This is a genomic window from Hyphomicrobium sp., assembly GCF_036833075.1.
Taxonomy (GTDB): Bacteria; Pseudomonadota; Alphaproteobacteria; order Rhizobiales; family Hyphomicrobiaceae; genus Hyphomicrobium_C.
In genome coordinates this window covers 1-20,129 of sequence record NZ_DAITQL010000019.1, presented here as the reverse complement: position 1 = coordinate 20,129, position 20,129 = coordinate 1, and the positions used below count along the sequence as shown (strand labels likewise).

The 20,129-nt window shown below is 68.7% G+C and carries 17 protein-coding genes; 6 read left to right on the top strand and 11 right to left on the bottom strand.

Going from position 1 to position 20,129, the window contains the following annotated elements; genetic code table 11:
• Positions 1 to 17: 17 nt before the first annotated feature.
• The 3 genes from V7082_RS07910 to V7082_RS07900 all read right to left on the bottom strand — a co-directional run bounded on the left by V7082_RS07910 (position 18) and on the right by V7082_RS07900 (position 3,741).
• The gene (locus V7082_RS07910; RefSeq protein WP_334147433.1) at positions 18 to 1,712 is read right to left on the bottom strand and encodes a cisplatin damage response ATP-dependent DNA ligase; all 1,695 of its coding nucleotides are present in this window, start codon (positions 1,710 to 1,712) and stop codon (positions 18 to 20) included.
• A 229-nt stretch (positions 1,713 to 1,941) separates the two neighbouring features.
• Positions 1,942 to 2,955, bottom strand: coding sequence for a ligase-associated DNA damage response exonuclease (locus tag V7082_RS07905; protein ID WP_334147431.1), 1,014 nt, complete (start codon positions 2,953 to 2,955; stop codon positions 1,942 to 1,944).
• Positions 2,956 to 3,534: 579 nt separating this feature from the next.
• On the bottom strand, positions 3,535 to 3,741 hold the full coding sequence (locus V7082_RS07900) for a YdcH family protein (RefSeq protein WP_334147429.1): 207 nt from the start codon (positions 3,739 to 3,741) through the stop codon (positions 3,535 to 3,537).
• Between the two features lie 267 nt (positions 3,742 to 4,008).
• Here V7082_RS07900 and V7082_RS07895 point away from each other — a divergent pair, with 267 nt between their 5' ends.
• Complete coding sequence (locus V7082_RS07895; RefSeq protein WP_334147427.1) at positions 4,009 to 4,185, top strand: YdcH family protein; 177 nt, start codon at positions 4,009 to 4,011, stop codon at positions 4,183 to 4,185.
• 243 nt (positions 4,186 to 4,428) lie between these two features.
• Here the strand turns inward: V7082_RS07895 and V7082_RS07890 are convergent, their stop codons facing one another.
• Positions 4,429 to 6,057 (bottom strand): acyl-CoA synthetase, encoded by a 1,629-nt coding sequence (locus V7082_RS07890; protein WP_334147425.1) that lies wholly within the window; start codon positions 6,055 to 6,057, stop codon positions 4,429 to 4,431.
• 514 nt (positions 6,058 to 6,571) lie between these two features.
• On the opposite strand from V7082_RS07890, the gene V7082_RS07885 reads away from it, so the two are divergent.
• The gene (locus V7082_RS07885; RefSeq protein ID WP_334147423.1) at positions 6,572 to 6,832 is read left to right on the top strand and encodes a DUF4170 domain-containing protein; all 261 of its coding nucleotides are present in this window, start codon (positions 6,572 to 6,574) and stop codon (positions 6,830 to 6,832) included.
• Between the two features lie 39 nt (positions 6,833 to 6,871).
• On the opposite strand, the gene V7082_RS07880 is transcribed toward V7082_RS07885, so the two are convergent.
• A complete protein-coding gene (locus V7082_RS07880; RefSeq protein WP_334147421.1) occupies positions 6,872 to 7,609 on the bottom strand; it encodes a fused DSP-PTPase phosphatase/NAD kinase-like protein in 738 nt (245 codons plus the stop codon).
• A 239-nt stretch (positions 7,610 to 7,848) separates the two neighbouring features.
• On the opposite strand from V7082_RS07880, the gene V7082_RS07875 reads away from it, so the two are divergent.
• Positions 7,849 to 9,885, top strand: coding sequence for a glycosyltransferase N-terminal domain-containing protein (locus V7082_RS07875; protein WP_334147419.1), 2,037 nt, complete (start codon positions 7,849 to 7,851; stop codon positions 9,883 to 9,885).
• Positions 9,875 to 10,930 (top strand): tetraacyldisaccharide 4'-kinase, encoded by a 1,056-nt coding sequence (gene lpxK, locus V7082_RS07870; protein ID WP_334147418.1) that lies wholly within the window; start codon positions 9,875 to 9,877, stop codon positions 10,928 to 10,930. The genes V7082_RS07875 and lpxK overlap by 11 nt, the downstream gene beginning before the upstream one ends.
• Positions 10,931 to 10,947: 17 nt before the next feature.
• Here lpxK and V7082_RS07865 read toward each other — a convergent pair whose 3' ends face one another.
• Together V7082_RS07865 and xseA are read right to left on the bottom strand one after the other, a co-directional pair.
• Positions 10,948 to 11,181 carry a DUF2093 domain-containing protein gene (locus tag V7082_RS07865; RefSeq protein WP_334147416.1) on the bottom strand — a complete coding sequence of 78 codons (234 nt, stop codon included), beginning with the start codon at positions 11,179 to 11,181 and terminating at the stop codon, positions 10,948 to 10,950.
• A 117-nt stretch (positions 11,182 to 11,298) separates the two neighbouring features.
• A complete protein-coding gene (gene xseA, locus V7082_RS07860) occupies positions 11,299 to 12,903 on the bottom strand; it encodes an exodeoxyribonuclease VII large subunit (protein ID WP_334147414.1) in 1,605 nt (534 codons plus the stop codon).
• A gap of 104 nt (positions 12,904 to 13,007) precedes the next feature.
• On the opposite strand from xseA, the gene purD reads away from it, so the two are divergent.
• Positions 13,008 to 14,291 carry a phosphoribosylamine--glycine ligase gene (gene purD, locus V7082_RS07855; RefSeq protein ID WP_334147412.1) on the top strand — a complete coding sequence of 428 codons (1,284 nt, stop codon included), beginning with the start codon at positions 13,008 to 13,010 and terminating at the stop codon, positions 14,289 to 14,291.
• 47 nt (positions 14,292 to 14,338) lie between these two features.
• Here the strand turns inward: purD and V7082_RS07850 are convergent, their stop codons facing one another.
• From V7082_RS07850 to thiS, 4 genes are all read right to left on the bottom strand, one after another.
• The gene (locus V7082_RS07850) at positions 14,339 to 14,992 is read right to left on the bottom strand and encodes a ParB/Srx family N-terminal domain-containing protein (RefSeq protein ID WP_334147411.1); all 654 of its coding nucleotides are present in this window, start codon (positions 14,990 to 14,992) and stop codon (positions 14,339 to 14,341) included.
• 70 nt (positions 14,993 to 15,062) lie between these two features.
• Positions 15,063 to 15,683: a thiamine phosphate synthase gene (locus tag V7082_RS07845; RefSeq protein WP_334147410.1), complete on the bottom strand. Its 621-nt coding sequence runs from the start codon at positions 15,681 to 15,683 to the stop codon at positions 15,063 to 15,065.
• On the bottom strand, positions 15,680 to 16,525 hold the full coding sequence (locus tag V7082_RS07840) for a thiazole synthase (RefSeq protein WP_334147408.1): 846 nt from the start codon (positions 16,523 to 16,525) through the stop codon (positions 15,680 to 15,682). Before V7082_RS07840 ends, V7082_RS07845 begins: the two co-directional genes overlap by 4 nt.
• Positions 16,526 to 16,583: 58 nt before the next feature.
• Positions 16,584 to 16,805, bottom strand: a complete 222-nt coding sequence (thiS, locus tag V7082_RS07835) for a sulfur carrier protein ThiS (protein WP_334147406.1) — start codon at positions 16,803 to 16,805, stop codon at positions 16,584 to 16,586.
• Between the two features lie 541 nt (positions 16,806 to 17,346).
• On the opposite strand from thiS, the gene V7082_RS07830 reads away from it, so the two are divergent.
• The coding region (locus V7082_RS07830) for an MFS transporter (RefSeq protein WP_334147404.1) at positions 17,347 to 20,129 on the top strand (2,783 nt) is incomplete at its 3' end.

Below are 20,129 nucleotides of genomic sequence, written 5' to 3'. Positions count from 1 at the left end.
CGCCGGGCTCCGGCTCATCACCCGGTGTCACACGGCCGGGACGGTGCATCGCGCTCGTGATGCGCCCGCCCGCTCATGAGCGCCCGTGCCGCCTCGACGGTGTCCGCGTCCTCGGGCGGCTTGTCCCAGCGGATGCGGTGGATGCGCGGGAAGCGCATGGCGAGCCCCGACTTGTGGCGGGGCGACGGGAAGAGGGCATCGAACGCCACTTCCAGCACGAGGCGCGGGGTGACGGCGCGCACGGGGCCGAACTGGTCGACGGTGTGGGTGCGCACGAAGCGATCGATTTCCACGAGCTCGGCATCGGTCATTCCCGAGTAGGCTTTGCCGACGGGGACGAGCTCGTGGCCGGGGCGGATGTCGCCTCGCGGGCCGTCGCGGATCGGCTCCGCGCCGCCGGGGTTTTCGATCGGGCGCCAGACGCCGAAGGTGTAGTCGGAATAGTAGGACGAGCGCTTGCCCGAGCCGCGCTGGGCGTACATCAGCACGCAGTCGAGCGTCAGTGCGGCACGCTTCCACTTGAACCAGTGTCCGCGCGGGCGTCCGGAGAGGTAGGGGCTCGTCCAGCGCTTCAGCATCAGCCCCTCGATGCCGTCCTGGCGCGTGCCGGTCCAGAGCGCGTCGAGCTCGTTGCGTGTCGCGAAGGGGACGAGCGGGCTCAGGTCTGAGAGCGGCGGCCTATGGTGCGCGTGCCAGGCTTCGAGGCGGGCGCGGCGGGCGCGGAACGACAGCGCACGCAGGTCCTCTCCAGCGTCGATCAGGATGTCGTAGAGACGCACGTGCGCGGGATGCTCCTTCAGCATGCGCCCCGTTACCGCCTTGCGGTTGAGCCGCTGCTGCAGGTCGTTGAAGGGCGCGACGATGCCGCCGCGCGCGACGAGCAGCTCGCCGTCGAGCAGCACGTCGAGGCCGTCAAAGGCGGCGACGACATCCGGGAAGGTGCGCGAGATGTCGTCGCCCGTGCGGGAAAAGATGCGCGCCGCCCGGCCGTGGGCGGCGATCTCGACGCGGATGCCGTCCCATTTCCATTCGGCGGCGAAGTCTCCGGGCGCGAAGCCCGTCCAGTCCTGCTCCTCGATGGCGTGGGCGAGCATGAGGGGGCGGAACACGGGCTGGCCGCCGGCGTCCGGGCGCGGACCGTCTCCGGCGAGCCAGCGGAAGAGGTCCGTGTAGGGCGGGGCGAGTGCGTGCCAGATCTCCTCGATGTCGGCGACACTGTGGCCGCTCATCTCGGCGATGGCCGTCTTGGCGAGGCGGGCCGAGACGCCGACGCGCGGCGCGCCGCCGACGAGCTTCAGGAGCGCCCAGCGGCCGCGGACGTCGAGGCGATCCAGGAGGCGGCCGAGCACGGTCGCGATCTCGGTCGGCGGGGCGGCGGCCAGCAGGGCCACGGTCTCGGACAGGCGCGGCGCGGGCTCGTGGAGGCCCGGCTGGTCTTCCGGCGTGGGCCACATCAGCGCCACCGTCTCGGCCGTGTCGCCCACGTAGTCGCGCGAAAGGGCGTACAGGACGGGGTCGACGCGGGTTTCGAGCAGCGTCGCAAGGCTGCGCCGCAGGGGCAGCCGCGGGAAGAGGCCGTCGGTCAAGGCGGCGAGCGCGAAGCCGCGGTCGGGATCGGGCGCGTTGCGGAAGTATTCGGTGAGCAAGGCGAGCTTGCCGTTGCGCGACGGCGTCGTGGAGAGCGTGTCGAGCAGGAGGGCGAAGGACTCCATTACGGTCCTCCTGCGTTCTGTGGGTGGCTGCACTCCTTCTGCATCGCGCAAGCGGGGTCTACGCCAGCGTCCACAAACGCGGAAGGGTTCTGGCGTGACGGCGCAACGCTGCGTTGGATCTCCGTGCGGCACACGATCGTCAGTGGTGAGGGCGGCGCCGCACGTTGCGCGATACGCTCCACAACGGTGGGAGAAAAGGCTGCGGATTGGAGGGCGCGACCGTGATCCATCATTCGCCTTCGTCCTCGAAGCCGACGAGTGCGAGGGCGCGCGCCCGGAGGCCGCGGCGGCCGAGCTCGTAGACGAGGGCGTCGTCGCGTCCGTGCGTGACCCAGACGTCCTCGGCGCCGGTATCGAGCGCGGTCGCGATCAGCTCGGGCCAGTCGGCGTGATCGGAGATGACCAGCGGCAGCTCGACGCCGCTCTGGCGCACGCGGCCCTTGATGCGCATCCAGCCCGAGGCGAAGGCCGTCACGGGGTCGGGGAAGCGGCGCGACCAGCGATCGTCCACGGCCGACGGCGGGCAGAGGACGAGGGCGCCGGCCAGCTCGGCGGGCTTCACGTCGGGCACGGGGCGGATATCGCCGAGGTCGACGCCGAGACGCTGGTAGAGCTCGCTCATGGCCATCATGGCACCGTGCAGGTAGATCGGCGCGTCATAGCCGGCTTCGCGTGCGAGGCGGATCACGCGCTGGCACTTGCCGAGGCCGTAGGCGCCGACCAGGTGGGCGCGCTCAGGGTTGCGGCGGAGCGAGGCGATGAGGCGGGCGACCTCGCGCGCGGCGGGCTCGTGGCGGAAGACGGGGAGGGCGAACGTTGCTTCCGTCACGAAGATGTCGCAGGGGACGAGCTCGAAGGGTGCGCAGGTGGGATCGGCCGCGCGCTTGTAGTCGCCCGAGATCACCGCGCGCCGGCCGTTCCATTCGAGCACGACCTGGGCCGAGCCCAGGATGTGGCCGGCGGGAACGAGGCGGACCGCGACGCCGCCGATGGAGCGCGTCTCTCCCAACTGAGCGCTCTCGAAGCGCCCGGCGCCGTCCGTGCCGAGACGCAGCTTCATCACCTCGACGGTCTCAGCGGTGGCGAGCACGGCGCCATGGCCGGCGCGCGCGTGATCGCTGTGGCCATGCGTGATGATCGCGCGGGAAACGGCGCGCGCGGGGTCGATGTAGACGTCCGCCGGCTCGCAGTAGAGGCCGCGCTCGGTCGGGTACAGCCACGGGTCTTTTCCGACAGCAGACATCCGGCATTGCTCGATAAGAACGCTTCGCAGTTCGGACGTCGGCGTAAGGCGCGCCGACAGGCGTCATATGGGGTGTGCTCCCGGGAAGGGGAACGCGTGCTTGGCGGGTGTGGCCGGATCCATCGGCGCCTCGTGGCGGGCGATTGCTGCCGGCCGGCTGCAGGGCGCGCAGCCGCGATCAGCCGATGTCATGCCGGAGGCATGCTAGAGTCGTTCCGACTTGAGTGGAAACGTGGTCATGCGAGCAATTGGCGTGTCTGGATCCCGGCCGTCCATGCGGAGCATGGCTCCGCCATGATGCCGGGATGACGGTGTGAGACGCAGCAGTCTAAACTCAACGTCGCTCCGGCGAAGGCCGGAGTCCAGACACGGCCGGTCGCTTAGAAACGCTGCCCCGGTTTCAGGCGAGACTGGATCCCGGCCTGCGCCGGGATGACGTCATTTGATTACAGGCCGATCGTGTTCCACTCGTCACTCCGGCGAAGGCCGGGGGCCGGAGTCCAGACAAGCTTGCGCACGTCGAAGCGCTGTTTCCATCTGAAATGGAAACTCTCTAGGCGATGTCATGCCGGAGGCATGCTAGGCGATAATATCGGGCAGAAGCTGGTCCTCGATCTTCGTGATCTGGTCTTTCAGGGCGAGCTTCTTTTTCTTCAGCCGGCGTATCAGGAGCTGGTCGACGGACCCGCTCACCTCGAGGTCCAGGATCTCGTCGTCGAGCTGGCGGTGCTCGGCGCGCAGCTTCACCAACTCGTCCCGAAGCTCCCGATCGTTCTGCCGCTGCATATCGCTCTCTTCGAAAGCCGGCCCGCCACAGCGCAAACGCAAAATGCGGGCGGGAAGCCCGGACGGGCCTATCATCTCACTTCGTGCGGCACGCAATCAAGTCGCGCCAACGCTTGCGATGAATACCCCGATTAAACCGATGCTTACGCCCGTTTCCGGCGTGCACTCGCTTAACGTCTTATTTTGCAATGGCCGCCGCCGCAATGGACAAGCCCGTGGTAAATCTGTAACAATGCGTCGTCTCAAACTCTGAAACGGAGGTCAAGGATGGCTCTTTCGGCTCATCTTCAGGAACTCTCAGAGAAGCACCGGCAACTCGAGCGTCGGATTGAAGAGGAGACGGCAAGGCCCGGTTCGGACGATGTTGCGATCCGCCGGCTCAAACAAGAGAAGCTGAAGCTCAAGGACGAAATCGTCAGACTGGAGACTGCAACACAGCACTGACGCCTTGGAAGGAGCTGCGAGCGCAGCCTTAGAGCCTGTTCGCCTCTGATAGGATCAGAGGCGAGGCTTTACGTTTTTGGTTTGACGCGCTTTCCTAACGCGAAGTGGATTCCACTTCGCTTGAAAACGCTCAAGCGGCTGCCATCGCAGCGCCGGCGTCTCAACGTTTCCACCGCATATCGACAGGTGACGCGCGAGGCTGCGAGATCCGCAGGCTCGCGTTCGTGTTTCCGGGAGGCTGCCTCAGGCGTCCTTGGCCATGGCGCGCAGCTTGAATTTCTGGATCTTCCCGGTCGAGGTCTTCGGCACCTCGGTGAACACGACGCGGCGCGGCGCCTTGAAATGGGCAAGCCGCTCGCGGCACCAGGCGATGATCTCCTCCTCAGTGGCGATCGCGCCCGGTCTCATCTCGACGAACGCGCACGGCGTCTCGCCCCACTTCTCGTCCGGCTTGGCGACCACGGCGCAGACGACGATGTCGGGGTGCTTGTAGAGCACGTCCTCGACCTCGATCGAGGAGATGTTCTCGCCGCCCGAGATGATGACGTCCTTCGAGCGGTCCTTGAGCTGGATATAGCCGTCGGGATGCATCACGCCGAGGTCGCCCGAGTGGAACCATCCACCGGCGAAGGCTTCCGACGTCGCCTCGGGGTTCTTGAGGTAGCCCTTCATGACGATGTTGCCGCGGAACATGACCTCGCCCAGCGTCTCGCCGTCGGCGGGCACTTCGGTCATGGTCGCCGGATCCATCACGGTCAGACCTTCGAGCGCAGGGTAGCGCACGCCCTGGCGCACGCGCTTGGCGTCCTTTTCGGGCTTGGGCAGCAAATCCCAGGCGCTGTGCCATTCGTTGAGCGTCGCGGGACCGTAGGTCTCGGTGAGGCCGTAGAGATGCGTCAGCGCGAAGCCTGCCTCGTTCATGCGGGCCATCACCTCCTCGGGGGGCGGGGCGGCCGCGTGGTTGAACGCCACCCGGTGGGTGATCTCGCGGCGCTCCTCGGGCTTCGCGTTGAGAAGCGTCGACATGACGATGGGGGCGCCCGAGAGGTTCGTGACCTTGTGGTCGACGATGGCGTCGTACATCGCCTTGGCGCGCACCCACCTGAGGCAGACGTGGGTGCCGGCAACGACCGACAGCGTCCACGGGAAGCACCAGCCGTTGCAGTGGAACATCGGCAGCGTCCACAGGTACACGGGATGGCGCGTCATGCCGGTGGCGATGGTGTTGGCGTAGCACATGAGCGCTGCACCACGGTGGTGATAGACGACGCCCTTCGGATTGCCGGTGGTGCCGGACGTGTAGTTGAGGCTGATCGCCTCCCATTCGTCCTCCGGCATGCGCCAGCGGAACTCGGGATCGCCCATCGAGACGAAATCGTCATAGTCGATCTCGGAGAGCGGCTCGCCGCGCTGGGGAAAGATCAGGTCGTCGTGATCGATGATGAGCGGGCGGACCGTAGCGAGGGCGAGCGCCTCCTTCATGGAGGAGGAGAACTCGCGGTCGGAGATCAGGACCTTGGTGTTCGCATGATCGAGTTGGAAGGCCAGGATCGGCGCGTCGAGGCGCGTGTTGAGGCAGTGCAGCACCGCGCCCGTCATCGGCACGCCGTAGTGGGCCTCCAGCATGGCCGGGGTGTTGGAAAGCATCACCGACACCGTGTCGCCCGGGCCGATGCCCTGCTGCGAGAGCGCCGAGGCAAGGCTGCGGGCGCGGGCGTAGAACTCCGCATAGCTCATTCGCAGGTTGCCATGGATGATCGCGGTGTGGTCCGGATGGGTCTGGGCGGCCCGCTCGAGAAGCCCGATCGGCGTCAGCGGCTGGTAATTGGCCGGGTTCTTATCGAGGCCGATGGAATAGGGGTTCTGGCTCATCAGACTGTTCGCTATTTGATCCGTGCGTTTTTCTAGCGAAGGGCGTAAGCGGGGGCAATGCGGAACCGCACGCTCTCCACGCCGCGGCCCGCGAGGCGCGCGGATCGGTGATTCTTCCGGCGAATCAACGACGCAAGTGGGCTGGTGACAATGGCGCCATGAGGTGCGGGGGCGGCGGAGCAGGGCTGCGGGCGGCCATAGGAATTCGGCGCGGAAAGGTGCTTGCCCCCCGCGCCGACGATCCTCGATCCCTGCCGACTTCCGAGCTGCCGTCTTGATGCGGCGCCTTGGGAGAGACTGTGCCACAGTTGGTTGGAGATCCCCTTAAAAAGATTGCTTAATAAGCGGTATGCGCGCGTCTCGGGCGCATTTTTTCTGCCGCCGCGCCCGGATTTTTGCGCGAATGGGGCGGCTGGCTGCCGCTCCGGGGCGCCTTGAACCCGGTCCGGGTCTGGGGCAGGAAAGGGGTTTCGGGAACAGTGGCGCCGGGGCGGCGCGAGCAGAGGGTTCTGGAATGAGCGACCGCGAGACGACCCCCAAACAGCTTTTGCATCTCGTGTTTGGCGGCGAGCTTCGCGATCTCGACGGCGTGGAGTTCCGGGACCTCTCTGGGCTCGACATCGTCGGAATCTATCCGAGCTATGCCGAGGCGCTCGCGGCGTGGCGCGGCGCGGCGCAGAGGTCCGTCGACAATGCGGCCATGCGCTATTTCATCGTTCATATGCATCGCCTGCTGGAGCCGGAAGGCTCGCCCGACGCCAGGGTCCAAGCCTAGAGGCTGTGCTGCCGGCTGCCTGCTGCCTGTTGCCCCCGTCTACTCTCTTCGGAAAATTCGATCGACGATGCGGTTGGCCCAGCTCTGGGAGTGGTGGTGGTGCTCGAGGTCGCGCGCGTCGTAGACGGTGGCGACCCAATCGTAGAATGCGATCGGATTGCGGGCGGCATAGTCGACGTAGGCGTCGAAGAACGCGTCGAGAATGCCGGTGTCGGCCTGGCGGATGTGGCCATAGCGCAGGGACAGCTGATGGCGGGCCTCGGAGATGGGCACGCCGTGGCGCGTGTGGAGATAGAGCGCGCTCATCAGCCCCACGCGGTCAGCGCCAGATTTGCAGTGCATCAGGATCGGATAGGTGACGGTGCCGAACAGATCGCGGGCGGCCAGCACCTGGGCGCGGGTGGGGGCCGCGCGCGAGCGGATCGTGAAATCCACGAGCTCGAGGCCCGCCTGGCTGCAGGCGGCCTTTTCGAAGGCATAGGTCGAGGTGGCGCTTTCGCCCCTCAGATTGATGACGGAGCGGATGCCGCGACGCGGCAGGTCGCGGATCTGGTGGGGAAGGGGCTGGGCGGCGCGCCAGGCGTCCTTCGACAGGCGGTGGCGATTGGGAAACGCGAGGCGGAAGATGAGATGGTCGAGCAGCAGCATGTCGAGATAGCGGGCATGCGGCTCGGCGCGTGTCCTCCAGGCGGCCGGCAGCACCGAGGTCGCCGCCGCCAGCGCGGCCCACGCCGAGCGGCGCGCCGCCCGTTTGATCCGTTTCGTGAGCCGTGCCATCTGCGTCCGTGGATCCTGTCCGGCACCATTCGTTCGCGCCGGCCGCGCGACGGCCTCCCGGCCGGCGGAACGTGGTTCCGCGGTGGGTAGCACTATCCCGCACAATCTGTCGAATTCCCTGTTGCAGGCTGCCGCCCGGCGGTTGCGCCGAGCCCATATTCCCTATAGGAAAATTGCCGTTGTCGGGCGGTGGAGGTCACTTGCGGCTCGGTGAGGGAGAGGCGAGATAGGGCCGACCGATGGCACAATCGCCACAGCGTGAGTCGCGGCTGGGCCGGTTCCTGGGGCGCGTCGGCGCACGCTACATGCGCTTCGTGCGCGCGACGTCCAAAGTGACGATCGAGCCGCCGGATATCATCGAGCGCGCCAACGCCACGCACCCGTTCATCCTGGCCATGTGGCACGGGCAGTTCGCCCTGATGCCGACCCTGCACGAGCTCAACGGCAAGAATTTCCGGGTGTCGGCCATGGTCGCGCGTCATGCCGACGCGACGGCGATCCGGACGCTGCTCGGCGCGTTCGATATCGATGTCGTGCTGGGGGCGGGGGCGAACGGCCGCAAGCGCGACAAAGGCGGGGCGTATGCGCTCCGCACCGCGAACCGGCTCCTCGGGGACGACTGCACGCTGTCGATGACGGCGGACGTGCCGCCGGGGCCGGCCCGGCGCGCAGGGATAGGGATCGTGACGCTCGCCAGGCTCTCGGGCCGTCCCGTGGTCCCGTTTGCGGTCGCGACCTCCCGGTTCATCGCGCTGCCGACGTGGAGCCGGATGACGATCAACCTTCCGTATTCGAGGCTTGCCTACGTCGTCGGCGATCCGATCCGGGTTCCGGCCGATGCGGATGCGGCTGCCCTCGAGATGCACCGGCGGGCGGTCGAGGCCGGGCTCAACCGGGCGACCGAGCGGGCCTATGCGCTGGTCGGCGCCGATATCGGGCGCGTGACGCCGCCCACGTCCGAGGCATCGGCGGGGCCGGCGCGCATCGGCTTCGCGCTCAAAACCTACCGGGCCGCGACCAGCCTGCTCGGCTTCGTCGCGCCGCTGCTGCTCGCCGTGCGCGCGCGGCAGGGGAAGGAGGAGCGGGCCCGGCGCGGCGAGCGCTACGGGCAGGCGAGCCTGCCGCGTCCCGCGGGGCCGCTGGTCTGGGTCCATGCCGCGAGCGTCGGCGAGACCAACGCGGTGTTGCCCGTGATCGACCGGCTGCTCGCCGAGCGGGAGGATCTCTCGGTGCTGCTCACCACCGGGACGGTGACGAGCGCGGCGATGGCCCGGCGGCGGCTTCCGCCGCGCGCATTCCACCAATACATCGTGCTCGACGTGCCGAAGTACGTGCGGGCGTTTCTCGAGCACTGGCAGCCCGATCTCGGCGTGTTCGCGGAGAGCGAGGTGTGGCCGAATCTGATCGTCGAAGCCTCGCGCCGGCAGATCCCGCTGGCGCTCATCAACGCGCGCATGTCGGCGCGCAGCGCGCGGCGGTGGCGGTGGCTCAGCGGGTTCTCCCGGCCGCTTTTCTCGCGCTTCGACGCGGTGCTCGCGCAGAACGAGGTTCTGGTCCGCACGATCAAGCGGCTCGGCGCGCGCAACGTGCTGGCGGTCGGCAATCTCAAGATCGATGCGCCGCCGCCGGTGGTCGATGCGGTCGAGCTCGACCGGCTGCGGCACGCGCTCGACAAGCGGCCGGTGCTGGTCGCGGCGAGCACGCACGACCCCGAGGAGGAGATCGTCGCGGCGGCGCACCGGCTGATCCAGGCCCGGCTGCCCGGGATCGCAACGGTGATCGCGCCCCGTCATCCCGGGCGCGGCAAGGCCATTGCACAGATGCTGGCGTCGCGGGGCTTTCGCGTGGCCTTGCGATCGGCGGGCGAACGCCCGCTGCCGGATACGGACATCTATATCGTCGATACCATCGGCGAGCTCGGCACGCTCTACGCGCTGACGGATGTCGCTTTCGTCGGCGGCTCGCTGATCGCACACGGGGGACAGAACCCGATCGAGGCGATCGGCCACGGCGCGGCGGTGCTGACGGGGCCGCACTGGACCAATTTCCGCGACATCTACCGGGCGCTCCTGCGCCACGGCGGGACGCGCGAGGTCGCCTCGGCCGAAGAGCTGGCGGCTGCCGTGCAAAGCCTGCTCGGCGAGGACGGCGAGCTCGTGCGCATGCGCGACGGTGCGAAGCAGGCGCTCGCATCGCTGTCGGGCGCCCTCGACCGCACGGTCGAGACGCTCTTGGCGATGCTGCCGGCGGGCTCGCAGGTCCGCCGTGCCTCTTGAGGAGCCCGGCTGGTGGTACGGGACGACGCGCGGAGGGAGCCTCGCGGAACGGCTCCTGACCCCGTTCGGCGACCTCTATGGCGCCGCCGTCGCGCGCCGCTTCAGGGCGGCCGTGCCCTACCGTTCGGCGCTGCCGGTGATCTGCGTCGGCAACTTTACGGCCGGCGGGACGGGCAAGACGCCGCTGACGCGCTTTCTGATCGAGGCGCTCGGCCGACGAGGAATCGCGGCGGCGTGCCTCTCGCGCGGCTACGGCGGACATCTCGGCGGTCCGGTGTGGGTCGAGCCGGACCGGCATACGGCGCGCGAGGTTGGTGACGAGCCGCTTCTGATCGCACGCGGAAGCCAGGACACGGGCGCACGCGTGATGGTGGCGCGGGACCGCAGAGCGGGGCTCGCGGCCATCGAGGTCGCAGGTGGCTTCGCGGCGGTGATCATGGACGACGGGCTGCAGAACCCCAGCGTTGCGAAGGACCTTTCGATCGCGGTCGTGGATGCGCGGCGCGGCTTCGGGAACGGCCGCGTGCTGCCCGCGGGGCCGCTTCGCGCACCGCTCTCGTTCCAACTCGGCCTCGTCGATTGCATCGTCGTCATGGGTGCAGACGCGGCGACCGGGGATCTCTCAGCTTTCGACCGTCTGAAGAAGCTCTTTCACGGCCCGGTGCTGCGCGGCGTGGTCCGTCCATCGGCAGATCAGCCCTGGATCGCGGGGGCGCGGCTCGTGGCCTATGCGGGCATCGCCAATCCCGAGCGGTTCTTCCGCCTGCTCGATGGTTTCGGGCCGCAGTCGCTCGTGCGGCATGTGTTCAAGGACCATCACCCTTTCACGGAGAGCGACGCGGTGCGTCTCCTCGCGGAGGCCGAGAGGACGGGCGCCGAGCTCGTGACGACGGAAAAGGATCTGGCACGCCTCGCCGGGCAGAGCGGGGCGCTGGCGACGCTGGCGGCGCGGTCGCGCACGCTTCCGATCGCCGTGACATTCGAGGAGCGCGATCTCGTGCGGCTCGACGCGCTGCTTGACGGGGTATTGAAGGGGCGGGGTTGAAGGCCGGAGGCCGGCCTCTACGTCTGCGGACGGTTGCGACTGACCTCGAGGTAGCGCTGGAGCGAGATGTCGGCCGTGGCGTAGGCTTCCTGAAGCTCGACGCTCCAGTAGCGCAGATCCGCGAGATCGATCTTCTGGCCGGTCACCGCGCAGCGCACGAACTCGCCCGCCGATACGACCTGAAACTCGCCGTCGAGGTAGCGCACCTGGGCTTCGCCCCGAATGCCGAAAAGCTTGTCGAAGCGGTTCATGAAATCTCTGCCTCGGATCAGAGGCGCGGGGACCACCCTCGGATTGTCTGTCGCGCCCGCCCCATGACATGGCCAATTGCCGGGGCGGCGTCAAGCCGGCGGCCTGGAAATTCCCTGTCAGAAGAGCGAGCCCTGATCCTTGTCGGAGCGCCTCTGCGCGGGTGCAGCAGGCTTTTCCAAGGGTTTCGCGTCCAAGGGCTTCGCGGCGCGCGCCGCGGGGGCTACGGCCTTGGTCTCGGCCGCGATGCGGCCGTCCGAGAACTCGATCTCGACGTCCTCGCCCGGCGTCACGGCGCGGGCGGAGCGCAGCATCGTGCCGTCGGCCTTGCGGACCAGGGCGAAGCCGCGCGCGAGCACGCTGTGATAGCCAAGGGTGCCGAGCAGCTTGGCGTTGGCGTCAAGGGCGTTGCGGCGCTGGGCGAGCGTGGCCGCGAGCGCGCGCTCGATGCGCCGGGTGAGCGTATCGAGACGTTCGCCGCATCGTTCGATACGGAGGCTGATGGGCGCGGGGCGGAGGCGCGCGGAAACGCGGGCGTGGCGCGTGTGATGGGCCTGCGTGTTGGCGAACAGGGCGCGGCCGAGGCGGTTGCCGGTGGCGTCGATGCGCTGGCGGTGATGGGCGACGAGCGAGCGCGGCGACGGCATGCGGCCCGCGACCTGCAGGAAGCGTGTGTGGCTGCGCTGGACCCGCGTCCGCAGCGCCCCGTCGAGACGGTGCGCGACATGATCGAGCCGCTGGCGTGGTCCCGCGACGAGATCCTCGACGCGGGGCAATCCGCGCTCGGCGGATTTCAGGTCACGGCGCAGCGCTTCCAGCAGGCGGCGAATGGCGACCGTCAGGCGCAGGCCGAGCTTGCCGGTTTCCGACAGCAGGTCGGAATGCTTCGGCACGGCCCACTCGGCCGCCTTGGTCGGCGTCGGCGCGCGGGCGTCGGCCACCAAGTCGATCAGCGTCCAGTCGGTCTCGTGGCCGACGGCGGAGATCACCGGGATTGTGCTCGCGGCCACCGCGCGCACCACCATCTCGTCGTTGAAGCCCCAAAGGTCCTCCAGGCTGCCGCCGCCGCGCGCGACGATCAGCACGTCGGGGCGCGGGATGGGGCCGCCGGGCTGGATGGCGTTGAAGCCGCGCACGGCGTTGGCGACCTCGGCGACGCTGCCCTCGCCCTGGACGCGAACGGGCCAGACGATGACGCGGGTCGGGAAGCGCTCCTGGAAGCCGTGCAGCATGTCGCGGATGACGGCGCCGGTGGGGCTCGTCACGATGCCGACGACCTTGGGCAGGTACGGCAGCGGGCGTTTGCGCTCGTCGGCGAAGAGACCTTCGGCGGCGAAGCGGCGCTTCCTCTCCTCGAGCTGGGCCATCAGCGCGCCGAGGCCGGCAGGTTCGAGCGCCTCGATGACGATCTGGTATTTCGACGAGCCGGGGAAGGAGGAGATCTTGCCGGTGGCAATGACCTCCATGCCTTCCTCGGGCTTGATCTTGAGGCGGTTCCAGTTGCCGCGCCAGACGACGGCGTCGATCTTCGCCTTGTCGTCCTTGAGCGAGAAGTAGCAATGTCCCGATGCGTGTGGGCCGCGATAGCCCGAGACCTCGCCGCGCAGGCGCACGTGGCCGAAGCCGTCCTCGAGCGCGCGCTTCACGGCGTTCGAAAGCTCGGAGACGGTGAACTCGGCGACGTTGTTGCCGGCGGTATTTGCCGCGGATGGGGGGCTGGCCAACGAATCGGTCCTTGCTTGTCTGGCGTGGGATCCATGATACAGGGTGCGCGGCAAACAATCCAAACCGCACGGCAATTGATCCAAAGCGCCAGGGCCTTGACATCATGAATGTTCTTTTGATCGGCGGCGGCGGGCGCGAGCATGCGCTGGCCTGGGCCTTGAGCGCGAGCCCGCTGCTCACGAAGCTCTATGCGGCGCCGGGGAATGCCGGAATCGCGGAGCTCGCCGAATGCATCACGCTGGATGTGGCCGATCACGCGGCGGTGCTGGCGTTCGTCGCGGAGAAGGGGATCGGCTTCGTCGTCATCGGTCCCGAGGCGCCGCTGGTCGCGGGGCTCGCGGATGCGCTGGCGGCGGCGGGCGTCAAGCACTTCGGGCCGTCGAAGGCGGCGGCGCAGCTTGAGGGCTCCAAGGGGTTCACCAAGGACCTCTGCCGGGAGGCCGGCATTCCGACCGGGGCGTATGGGCGCTTCCGGGACGTAGCCTCGGCGCATGCGTATCTCGCGGCGCAGTCTATCCCGATCGTCGTCAAAGCGGATGGGCTCGCGGCGGGTAAAGGTGTCGTCGTGGCGGGCACCCGCACGGAGGCGGAGGCGGCGATCGACGCCTGCTTCGCGGGCGCGTTCGGCGCCGCGGGCGCGGAGGTGGTCATCGAGGAGTTCCTCGAAGGGGAGGAGGCGAGCTTCTTCGCGCTCTGCGACGGGGAGCATGCGCTGGCGCTGGCGACGGCGCAGGATCACAAGCGCGTCGGTGACGACGACACCGGGCCTAATACCGGTGGCATGGGCGCTTATTCGCCGGCACCCGTCATGACGCCCGATCTCGTCCAGCGCACGATGGACGAGATCATCCGGCCGACGGTCGCGGCGATGGCGCGGCGCGGCACGCCGTTCAAGGGCGTGCTGTTCGCCGGCCTCATGATCACGGCCGAGGGACCGAAGCTCATCGAGTACAACGTGCGCTTCGGCGATCCCGAGACGCAGGTGCTGATGATGCGGCTTCAGTCGGATCTGCTGGCGGCGATGCTCGCGACGGCCGACGGCGTGCTCGACCATTTCGATGTACGCTGGCGCGATGATGCCGCGCTGACGGTCGTGCTGGCGGCCAAGGGCTATCCCGGGACGCCGGAGAAGGGGACGGAGATCAAGGGGCTCGATGCTGCGGGCAGCGTGGCGGGCGTGCAGATCTTCCACGCGGGCACGCGGTGCGACGGGGCGCGCCTCATCGCGGACGGTGGGCGCGTACTCAACGTCACGGCGCTCGGCGCGAGCGTGGCCGAAGCGCAGGCGCGGGCCTACGAGGCGATCGCGAAAATCGATTGGCCCGGCGGCTTCTGCCGGAGCGACATCGGCTGGCGGGCGGTGTTGCGGGAGACGGCGAAAGCGTAAGTCGAACCGCACGGTGCTGGGGACGCCGGCGCGGACGGCTGCGAGCGTCAGGCTGCGGCGAGGCTGCCCGGGAGGTGGCGGGCGGCGCGGGCGTGGGCGAGGTGCATGGCACGATCATGCGCGCGTTCGAAATCGTCGGCGATGAGGCGCTGAGGGATGTGTGTGCGGAAGAAATTGGCCCAGGCGAACTCGCCGAATGGGATCGCCGTCTTCAGGAAACCGCCCGCCTTGCGGACGGACCAGGCCAGATCGCGGTAGAGGTCCGGGCGCAGCCTGTCGAGCGTCGCCGGCAGGTGCGTGGGGCAGATCCGCCGGCCGTCGGCATCGTAGGGATGCAGCCAGCCGAAGGTTGCCATCGTTTTCAGGAACGTGTGACTCGGCAGGTCGGACATGTCGCCGACGATCCGCACCAGCACCTCGTCGACCGCGCTCTGCCACAATGCGAGGCTCAAGTGATGGTGGTCGATGATGTAGAACTCCTCGTCGGGTCCGAGGACGGCCGGCACGGGACGCTTCTCGACATAGCGGCGGAGCTTGCGCGCACTTCCCGCGCATCGCTCGATCTTGCGGCGCTTGGCCTCGACGGCGCGCATGCCGACGGCCACCTGCGTCGGGCGAAGGTCTCCCAGGGGCACGCGCTCGGACCAGGCCGCTGAGTGCGCTATCGCGCCAGGTGGGATGGGATGCTGTCTGCTCGGCATGGAAGGCATCGATCCCCAAAGGATGGCTCGGGTCGGCCTTCATTTTTTTGCAGGCGGGTTAAATTTGCGTTCAAGCGCGCTCGCCCGCGGCCCAGTCGAGCCAAAGGCGCACGCGGGCCTCGGGGTGCGGGGCGGTCATGAAATCGGTGATGACGGCGACGCTGTCGGCGCCGGCCGCGAGCACGGCGCCGGCGCGATCGGGCGTGATGCCGCCTATGGCGACGAGCGGCAGCGTGCCGATGCGCTTGCGCCATGCGCCGATCCTGTCGAGCCCTTGCGGTGCCCATTTCATGGCCTTGAGCTTCGTCTCATAGATGGGGCCGAGGGCGACGTAGGCGGGGCCGGCCGCGAGCGCCGTCTCCAGCTCTTCCTCGCTGTGGGTCGAGATGCCGAGCGCGATCCCCGCGCGGCGGATGGCGGCGAGGTCCGCGCCCGCGAGGTCCTCCTGGCCGAGGTGCAGCTCCGTCGCGCCGAGGTCGATGGCGGCCTGCCAGAAATCGTTGACGATCAGGCAGCATCCGCCGGCTCGGGCGGTCGTCAGCGCGGCGGCGATCTCCGCGCGCACCTCGGCGTCGGGTTTGTCCTTGATGCGCAGTTGCAGCGTGCGCACGCCGAGCGGCACGACGCGCGCCACCCAGGCGGCGCTCGGCACGATCGGATAGAAGACATCGGGGGCGCGGGGCGTGGTCATGGGGGCGCCGGCGGATCGAGATCGAAGAAGGGCGTACCGGCCACGGGCGTCGACGGGCGGGCGCGGTCGCTCGGCTCGATCAGGCCTGCGTCGCAGGCGGCGCGCCCGGCCGCGATGGCGGCGGCAAACGCGGTGGCCATGCGCACGGGATCCCGGGCGCGAGCGACGGCGGTGTTGAGCAGCACGGCGTCGTATCCCATCTCCATGGCGGCGGCCGCATGCGACGGCGCGCCGATGCCGGCGTCGATGACAAGGGGCAGGTCGGGGAAATAGGCGCGCAGCGTCTTCAGCGCCTCGGGGTTGGCGAGGCCGCGGCCGGTGCCGATCGGCGAGCCCCAGGGCATGAGCACGCGGCAGCCGGCCGCCACGAGGCGCTCGGCGATGGAGAGGTCCTCGGTCATGTAGGGAAAGACCTTGAAGCCGCGCTGGACGAGCTCGGTCGCGGCCTCGACGAGGCCGATGAGGTCGGGCTGCAGCGTGTCGTCGTTGGCGATCACCTCGAGCTTGATCCAGTCCGTCTCGAGAAGCTCGCGGGCCATCTCGGCGGTGGTGATCGCCTCCCTGGCCGTGCGGCAGCCGGCGGTGTTCGGGAGGAGGCGCACGGGAAGCGCGGACACGAGGTCGAGGAAGCGTGCGCCGGTGCGGCCGCGGGCCTGCTCGCGCCGGAGCGAGACCGTGACGATGCCGGCGCCGGAGGCGCGGACGGCGTCGCTCATGACCTGCGGCGAGGGATAGCGGGCGGTTCCGAGCAGCAGGCGCGAGGTAATCCGCTCGCCATAGACGGTGAGCGGCGCAGGGGCCGTGTCGTGCTCGGGGACGTGCAGGGGCTCGTTCTGGTTCATCTCGTCGTGCGCGACCTCGCGGGCCGCCTCTCTTTCCCATGGGTCCGCGTCGCCGGGGTCAGCCCCCCTGGCGGGCGGAGAGGATTTCGATGCGGTCGCCGTCGGCGAGCGGGGTCTCGGCGCGGAGGCGCTCGGGCACGAACGTGCCGTTCAAGGCTGTTGCAACCTTGACGCCGGCAAACCCCTGCTCCGCGACGAGCGCTGCCAGCGTCGCTGCAACGGCCCGGACGGGGGTGCCGTTGACGGTGAGGGAGCGGCGGCGGGTGTCGATCGCTGTCATGGCCGATGTGTGGGTCGCAAGTGTTCAACTCCAATGGACGTTGCTGGGTGTCAATTTATAACTGACTTAGAGGCTCCGGGCGCGCCGCGCCAGAGGCCAATGCAGCGCGCCAGAGGCCGATGCGGCCGGGAGCCTCCGAAGGGCTTTACGCGGGGGCTGGCCATGTCGCGGAGCTTCCGCTGCCGGCCGCGGATCGCCGATGTCGGCGGGATCACTGGCTTTTTTGGTCTCGCGCCACCGTCATCCCGCCCTGTCACGGTCTCTGCCCGAAAGAGCCGTTGTTTGACCACGATCAGATCCCTAGTGTCGTTCGATATTGAAGTCCGGCATTGCTCCTCACCCGGCCGCACCACGGCCGACCTCTCCCCGCCGGGGAAGGTGGCGGAGGCGGCAATCCCTCTTCACCTCCCCGCCCATGCAGACGCATGGCTCTGCCGAGACGGGGAGAAGCCGACGTGAGGGCGATCGCCCGAGCGGCGGGTGAGGGGTCGGATGGTCGGAATATCCAGCCCGGTTTCAGCTTCTTCAGGTTGCTCCCTCCATGTTTCAAGCGCTGATCACCAGCCGCCGTTTCGCACCGCTCTTCTGGTGCCAGTTCCTGTCGGCGCTCAACGACAACTTCGTCAAGAACGCGCTCGTCATTCTGATCCTGTTCAAGATCGGCTCGGAGCAGGGCGGGGCGCTGGTGGCGCTGGCGGGCGCGGTGCTGGTGGCGCCGTTCTTCATCCTATCGGGCATCGGCGGGGAGCTCGCGGATCGCTACGACAAAGCGGTCGTGGCCGAGAAGCTCAAGCGCGCCGAGATCCCGGTGGCGATGGTGGCGGCCTTGGGCTTCGTGCTGCAGTCGGCGCCGCTCCTGTTCCTCGCGCTCGGCCTCTACGGCACCATCGCGGCGTTGTTCGGTCCCATCAAATACGGGATCCTGCCGGCCTTGCTGGCCCCGTCCGAGCTGCCGGCCGGCAACGCGTTCGTCGAAAGCGCGACCTTCGCGGCGATCCTGATCGGCACCATCGGCGGGGGGCTGGCGGCGGCGAATTCGGGTGGCGTGTGGGTGCTCGCCGCGCTCGTCGTCGGGCTTGCGGTGCTGTGCTGGTTCTCGGCCTCGCTGATCCCCAAGATGGGCGCCGCGGCGCCGGGGCTCGCCATCGACTACAACCCGTGGACGTCGACGATGTCGCTGCTCCGGCATCTCCACGGCGACAGGCGGCTGTGGGTCGGCGGCCTCATCACGTCGTGGTTCTGGCTGGTCGGCACCGTGGTGCTGTCGCTCTTGCCGGTGCTGATCAAGGATACGCTCGGCGGCGCGGAGAGCGTGGCCACGCTGTCGCTCGTCGTGTTCACGGTCGGCATCGCGGTGGGCTCCATGCTCGCGGCACGGGCCAGCCGGACGCGCCCGAACCTCGCGCTGGTGCCGATCGGGGCGCTCTTCATGGGGCTTCTCTCGCTCGATCTGGCGTGGACCGCCGGCACCGTCGTGAAATCTCCCGAGCCGCTCACCGTCGGTGCGCTCCTCGGCAGCGTCACCGGCTGGCATGTCCTGCTCGATCTTCTGGGGCTCGCGATCGCGGGCGGCCTCTTCATCGTGCCGGCGTTCGCGGCGGTTCAGCTCTGGGCGCCGGTTGCCGAGCGCGCGCGCACCATCGGTGCGTGCAATGTGCTGTCGGCGCTGTTCATGACGGTGGGCACGCTCGGAGTCGCGCTCCTGCAATTCAACGGCGTAGGGCTCGGGCCCCTGCTCCTGCTGCTCGGCCTCGGCAACCTCGCCGCTATGGCGCTGATCCTGAGAGCCTGGGGCAAGGAAGGCGTGCAGGACGTGGGCCGCTTCGTGTTCAACATGTTTCTCGGCCTCGAGGTGAAGGGCTACGAGAACCTTCCGCCGGCGGGCACGCGCGCCATCATCGCGCCCAACCACGTGAGCCTGCTCGACGCGCCGATCATGCATTCGATCCTGCCGTCGCACGCGGCCTTCGCCATCGATACCGGCATGGCGCAGAAGAGCTGGATCAAGCCCTTTCTCAAGGTCGTCAAGGCGCACGCCATCGACCCGACGAAGCCGCTCGGCACGCGGCATCTGATCCAGGCGGTGAAGACCGGCGAGACGCTGGTGATCTTCCCGGAGGGGCGGCTCACGGTGACCGGCGGGCTCATGAAGGTCTACGACGGCACGGCGATGATCGCCGACAAGGCGGACGCGGTGGTCGTGCCGGTGCGCATCGACGGGCCGGAGCGCAGCTATTTCGGCTATCTCAACCGCTTCCAGGCCAGGAAGGCCCTGTTTCCCAAAACGACGGTGACGATCCTGCCGCCGGTGAAGCTTCCCGTGCCCGAGGGGCTCAAGGGCAAGGCACGGCGCCAGGCGGCGGGCCTGGCGCTGCAGGACCTCATGGTCGAGACGGCGGTCAAGACCGCCAACCTCGACCAGACGCTGTTCTCGGCGCTGGTCGAGGCGAGGGCGACGCGCGACACCGGCAAGCCCGCCATCGAGGACCCGCTCGGCACGCGGCTCAGCTACCGCAAGCTGATCACGAGCGCGCAGGTGCTCGGCGCCAAGCTCTTGCCCCTCGCGCCGGAAGGCGCGGCGGTCGGCGTCATGCTGCCGAACTCGGCAGGCGTCGCCGTGACGTTCTTTGCGTTGCAGACCATCGGCCGCGTGCCGGCGATGCTGAATTTCACGGCCGGGCCGCAGAACGTCGCGGCGGCCTCAATCGCGGCGAACGTGGACGTCGTGCTGACGAGCCGCGCGTTCATCGAGAAGGCGCACCTCGAGCCGGTGATCGCCAAGCTCGGGCAGACGCGGAAGATCGTCTACCTCGAGGACGTGCGCGCTTCGATCACGTTCAGGGACAAGGTGCGTGGCCTTCTGGCGGGCGGCCGGGCGCAGGTCGCGCGCGGGCCCAACGATCCGGCGGCGATCCTGTTCACGTCGGGCTCGGAAGGGCTGCCCAAGGGCGTCGTGCTCTCGCACCGGAACATGCTGGCCAACGCCATGCAGAGCCTGACGCGGGTGGCCGTCAACGGGCAGGACAAGGTGTTCAACGTGCTGCCGGTGTTCCATTCGTTCGGGCTTACGGCGGGGCTCGTCATGCCGCTGGTCGGCGGCGTGCCGGTCTATCTCTACCCGACGCCGCTGCACTATCGCATCGTGCCGGAGCTCGTGTACGGCTCGAACGCCACCATCCTGTTCGGCACCGACACGTTCCTCAACGGGTACGCGCGCACGGCGCACCCCTACGATTTTGCACGCGTGCGGCTGATCCTGGCGGGCGCGGAAGCGGTCAAGGAGCGGACGCGGCAGATCTACATGGAGAAGTTCGGCGTGCGCAT

What these genes read in the sequence shown, in the direction of transcription:
- thiS (WP_334147406.1), bottom strand. Translation starts at nt 16,805, where the DNA reads ATGACAGCGATCGACACCCGCCGCCGCTCCCTCACCGTCAACGGCACC.
- V7082_RS07895 (WP_334147427.1), top strand. Translation starts at nt 4,009, where the DNA reads ATGGCTCTTTCGGCTCATCTTCAGGAACTCTCAGAGAAGCACCGGCAA.
- V7082_RS07875 (WP_334147419.1), top strand. Translation starts at nt 7,849, where the DNA reads ATGGCACAATCGCCACAGCGTGAGTCGCGGCTGGGCCGGTTCCTGGGG.
- V7082_RS07850 (WP_334147411.1), bottom strand. Translation starts at nt 14,992, where the DNA reads ATGCCGAGCAGACAGCATCCCATCCCACCTGGCGCGATAGCGCACTCA.
- V7082_RS07885 (WP_334147423.1), top strand. Translation starts at nt 6,572, where the DNA reads ATGAGCGACCGCGAGACGACCCCCAAACAGCTTTTGCATCTCGTGTTT.
- purD (WP_334147412.1), top strand. Translation starts at nt 13,008, where the DNA reads ATGAATGTTCTTTTGATCGGCGGCGGCGGGCGCGAGCATGCGCTGGCC.
- V7082_RS07890 (WP_334147425.1), bottom strand. Translation starts at nt 6,057, where the DNA reads ATGAGCCAGAACCCCTATTCCATCGGCCTCGATAAGAACCCGGCCAAT.
- V7082_RS07845 (WP_334147410.1), bottom strand. Translation starts at nt 15,683, where the DNA reads ATGACCACGCCCCGCGCCCCCGATGTCTTCTATCCGATCGTGCCGAGC.
- V7082_RS07840 (WP_334147408.1), bottom strand. Translation starts at nt 16,525, where the DNA reads ATGAACCAGAACGAGCCCCTGCACGTCCCCGAGCACGACACGGCCCCT.
- V7082_RS07865 (WP_334147416.1), bottom strand. Translation starts at nt 11,181, where the DNA reads ATGAACCGCTTCGACAAGCTTTTCGGCATTCGGGGCGAAGCCCAGGTG.
- V7082_RS07880 (WP_334147421.1), bottom strand. Translation starts at nt 7,609, where the DNA reads ATGGCACGGCTCACGAAACGGATCAAACGGGCGGCGCGCCGCTCGGCG.
- V7082_RS07905 (WP_334147431.1), bottom strand. Translation starts at nt 2,955, where the DNA reads ATGTCTGCTGTCGGAAAAGACCCGTGGCTGTACCCGACCGAGCGCGGC.
- V7082_RS07900 (WP_334147429.1), bottom strand. Translation starts at nt 3,741, where the DNA reads ATGCAGCGGCAGAACGATCGGGAGCTTCGGGACGAGTTGGTGAAGCTG.
- V7082_RS07910 (WP_334147433.1), bottom strand. Translation starts at nt 1,712, where the DNA reads ATGGAGTCCTTCGCCCTCCTGCTCGACACGCTCTCCACGACGCCGTCG.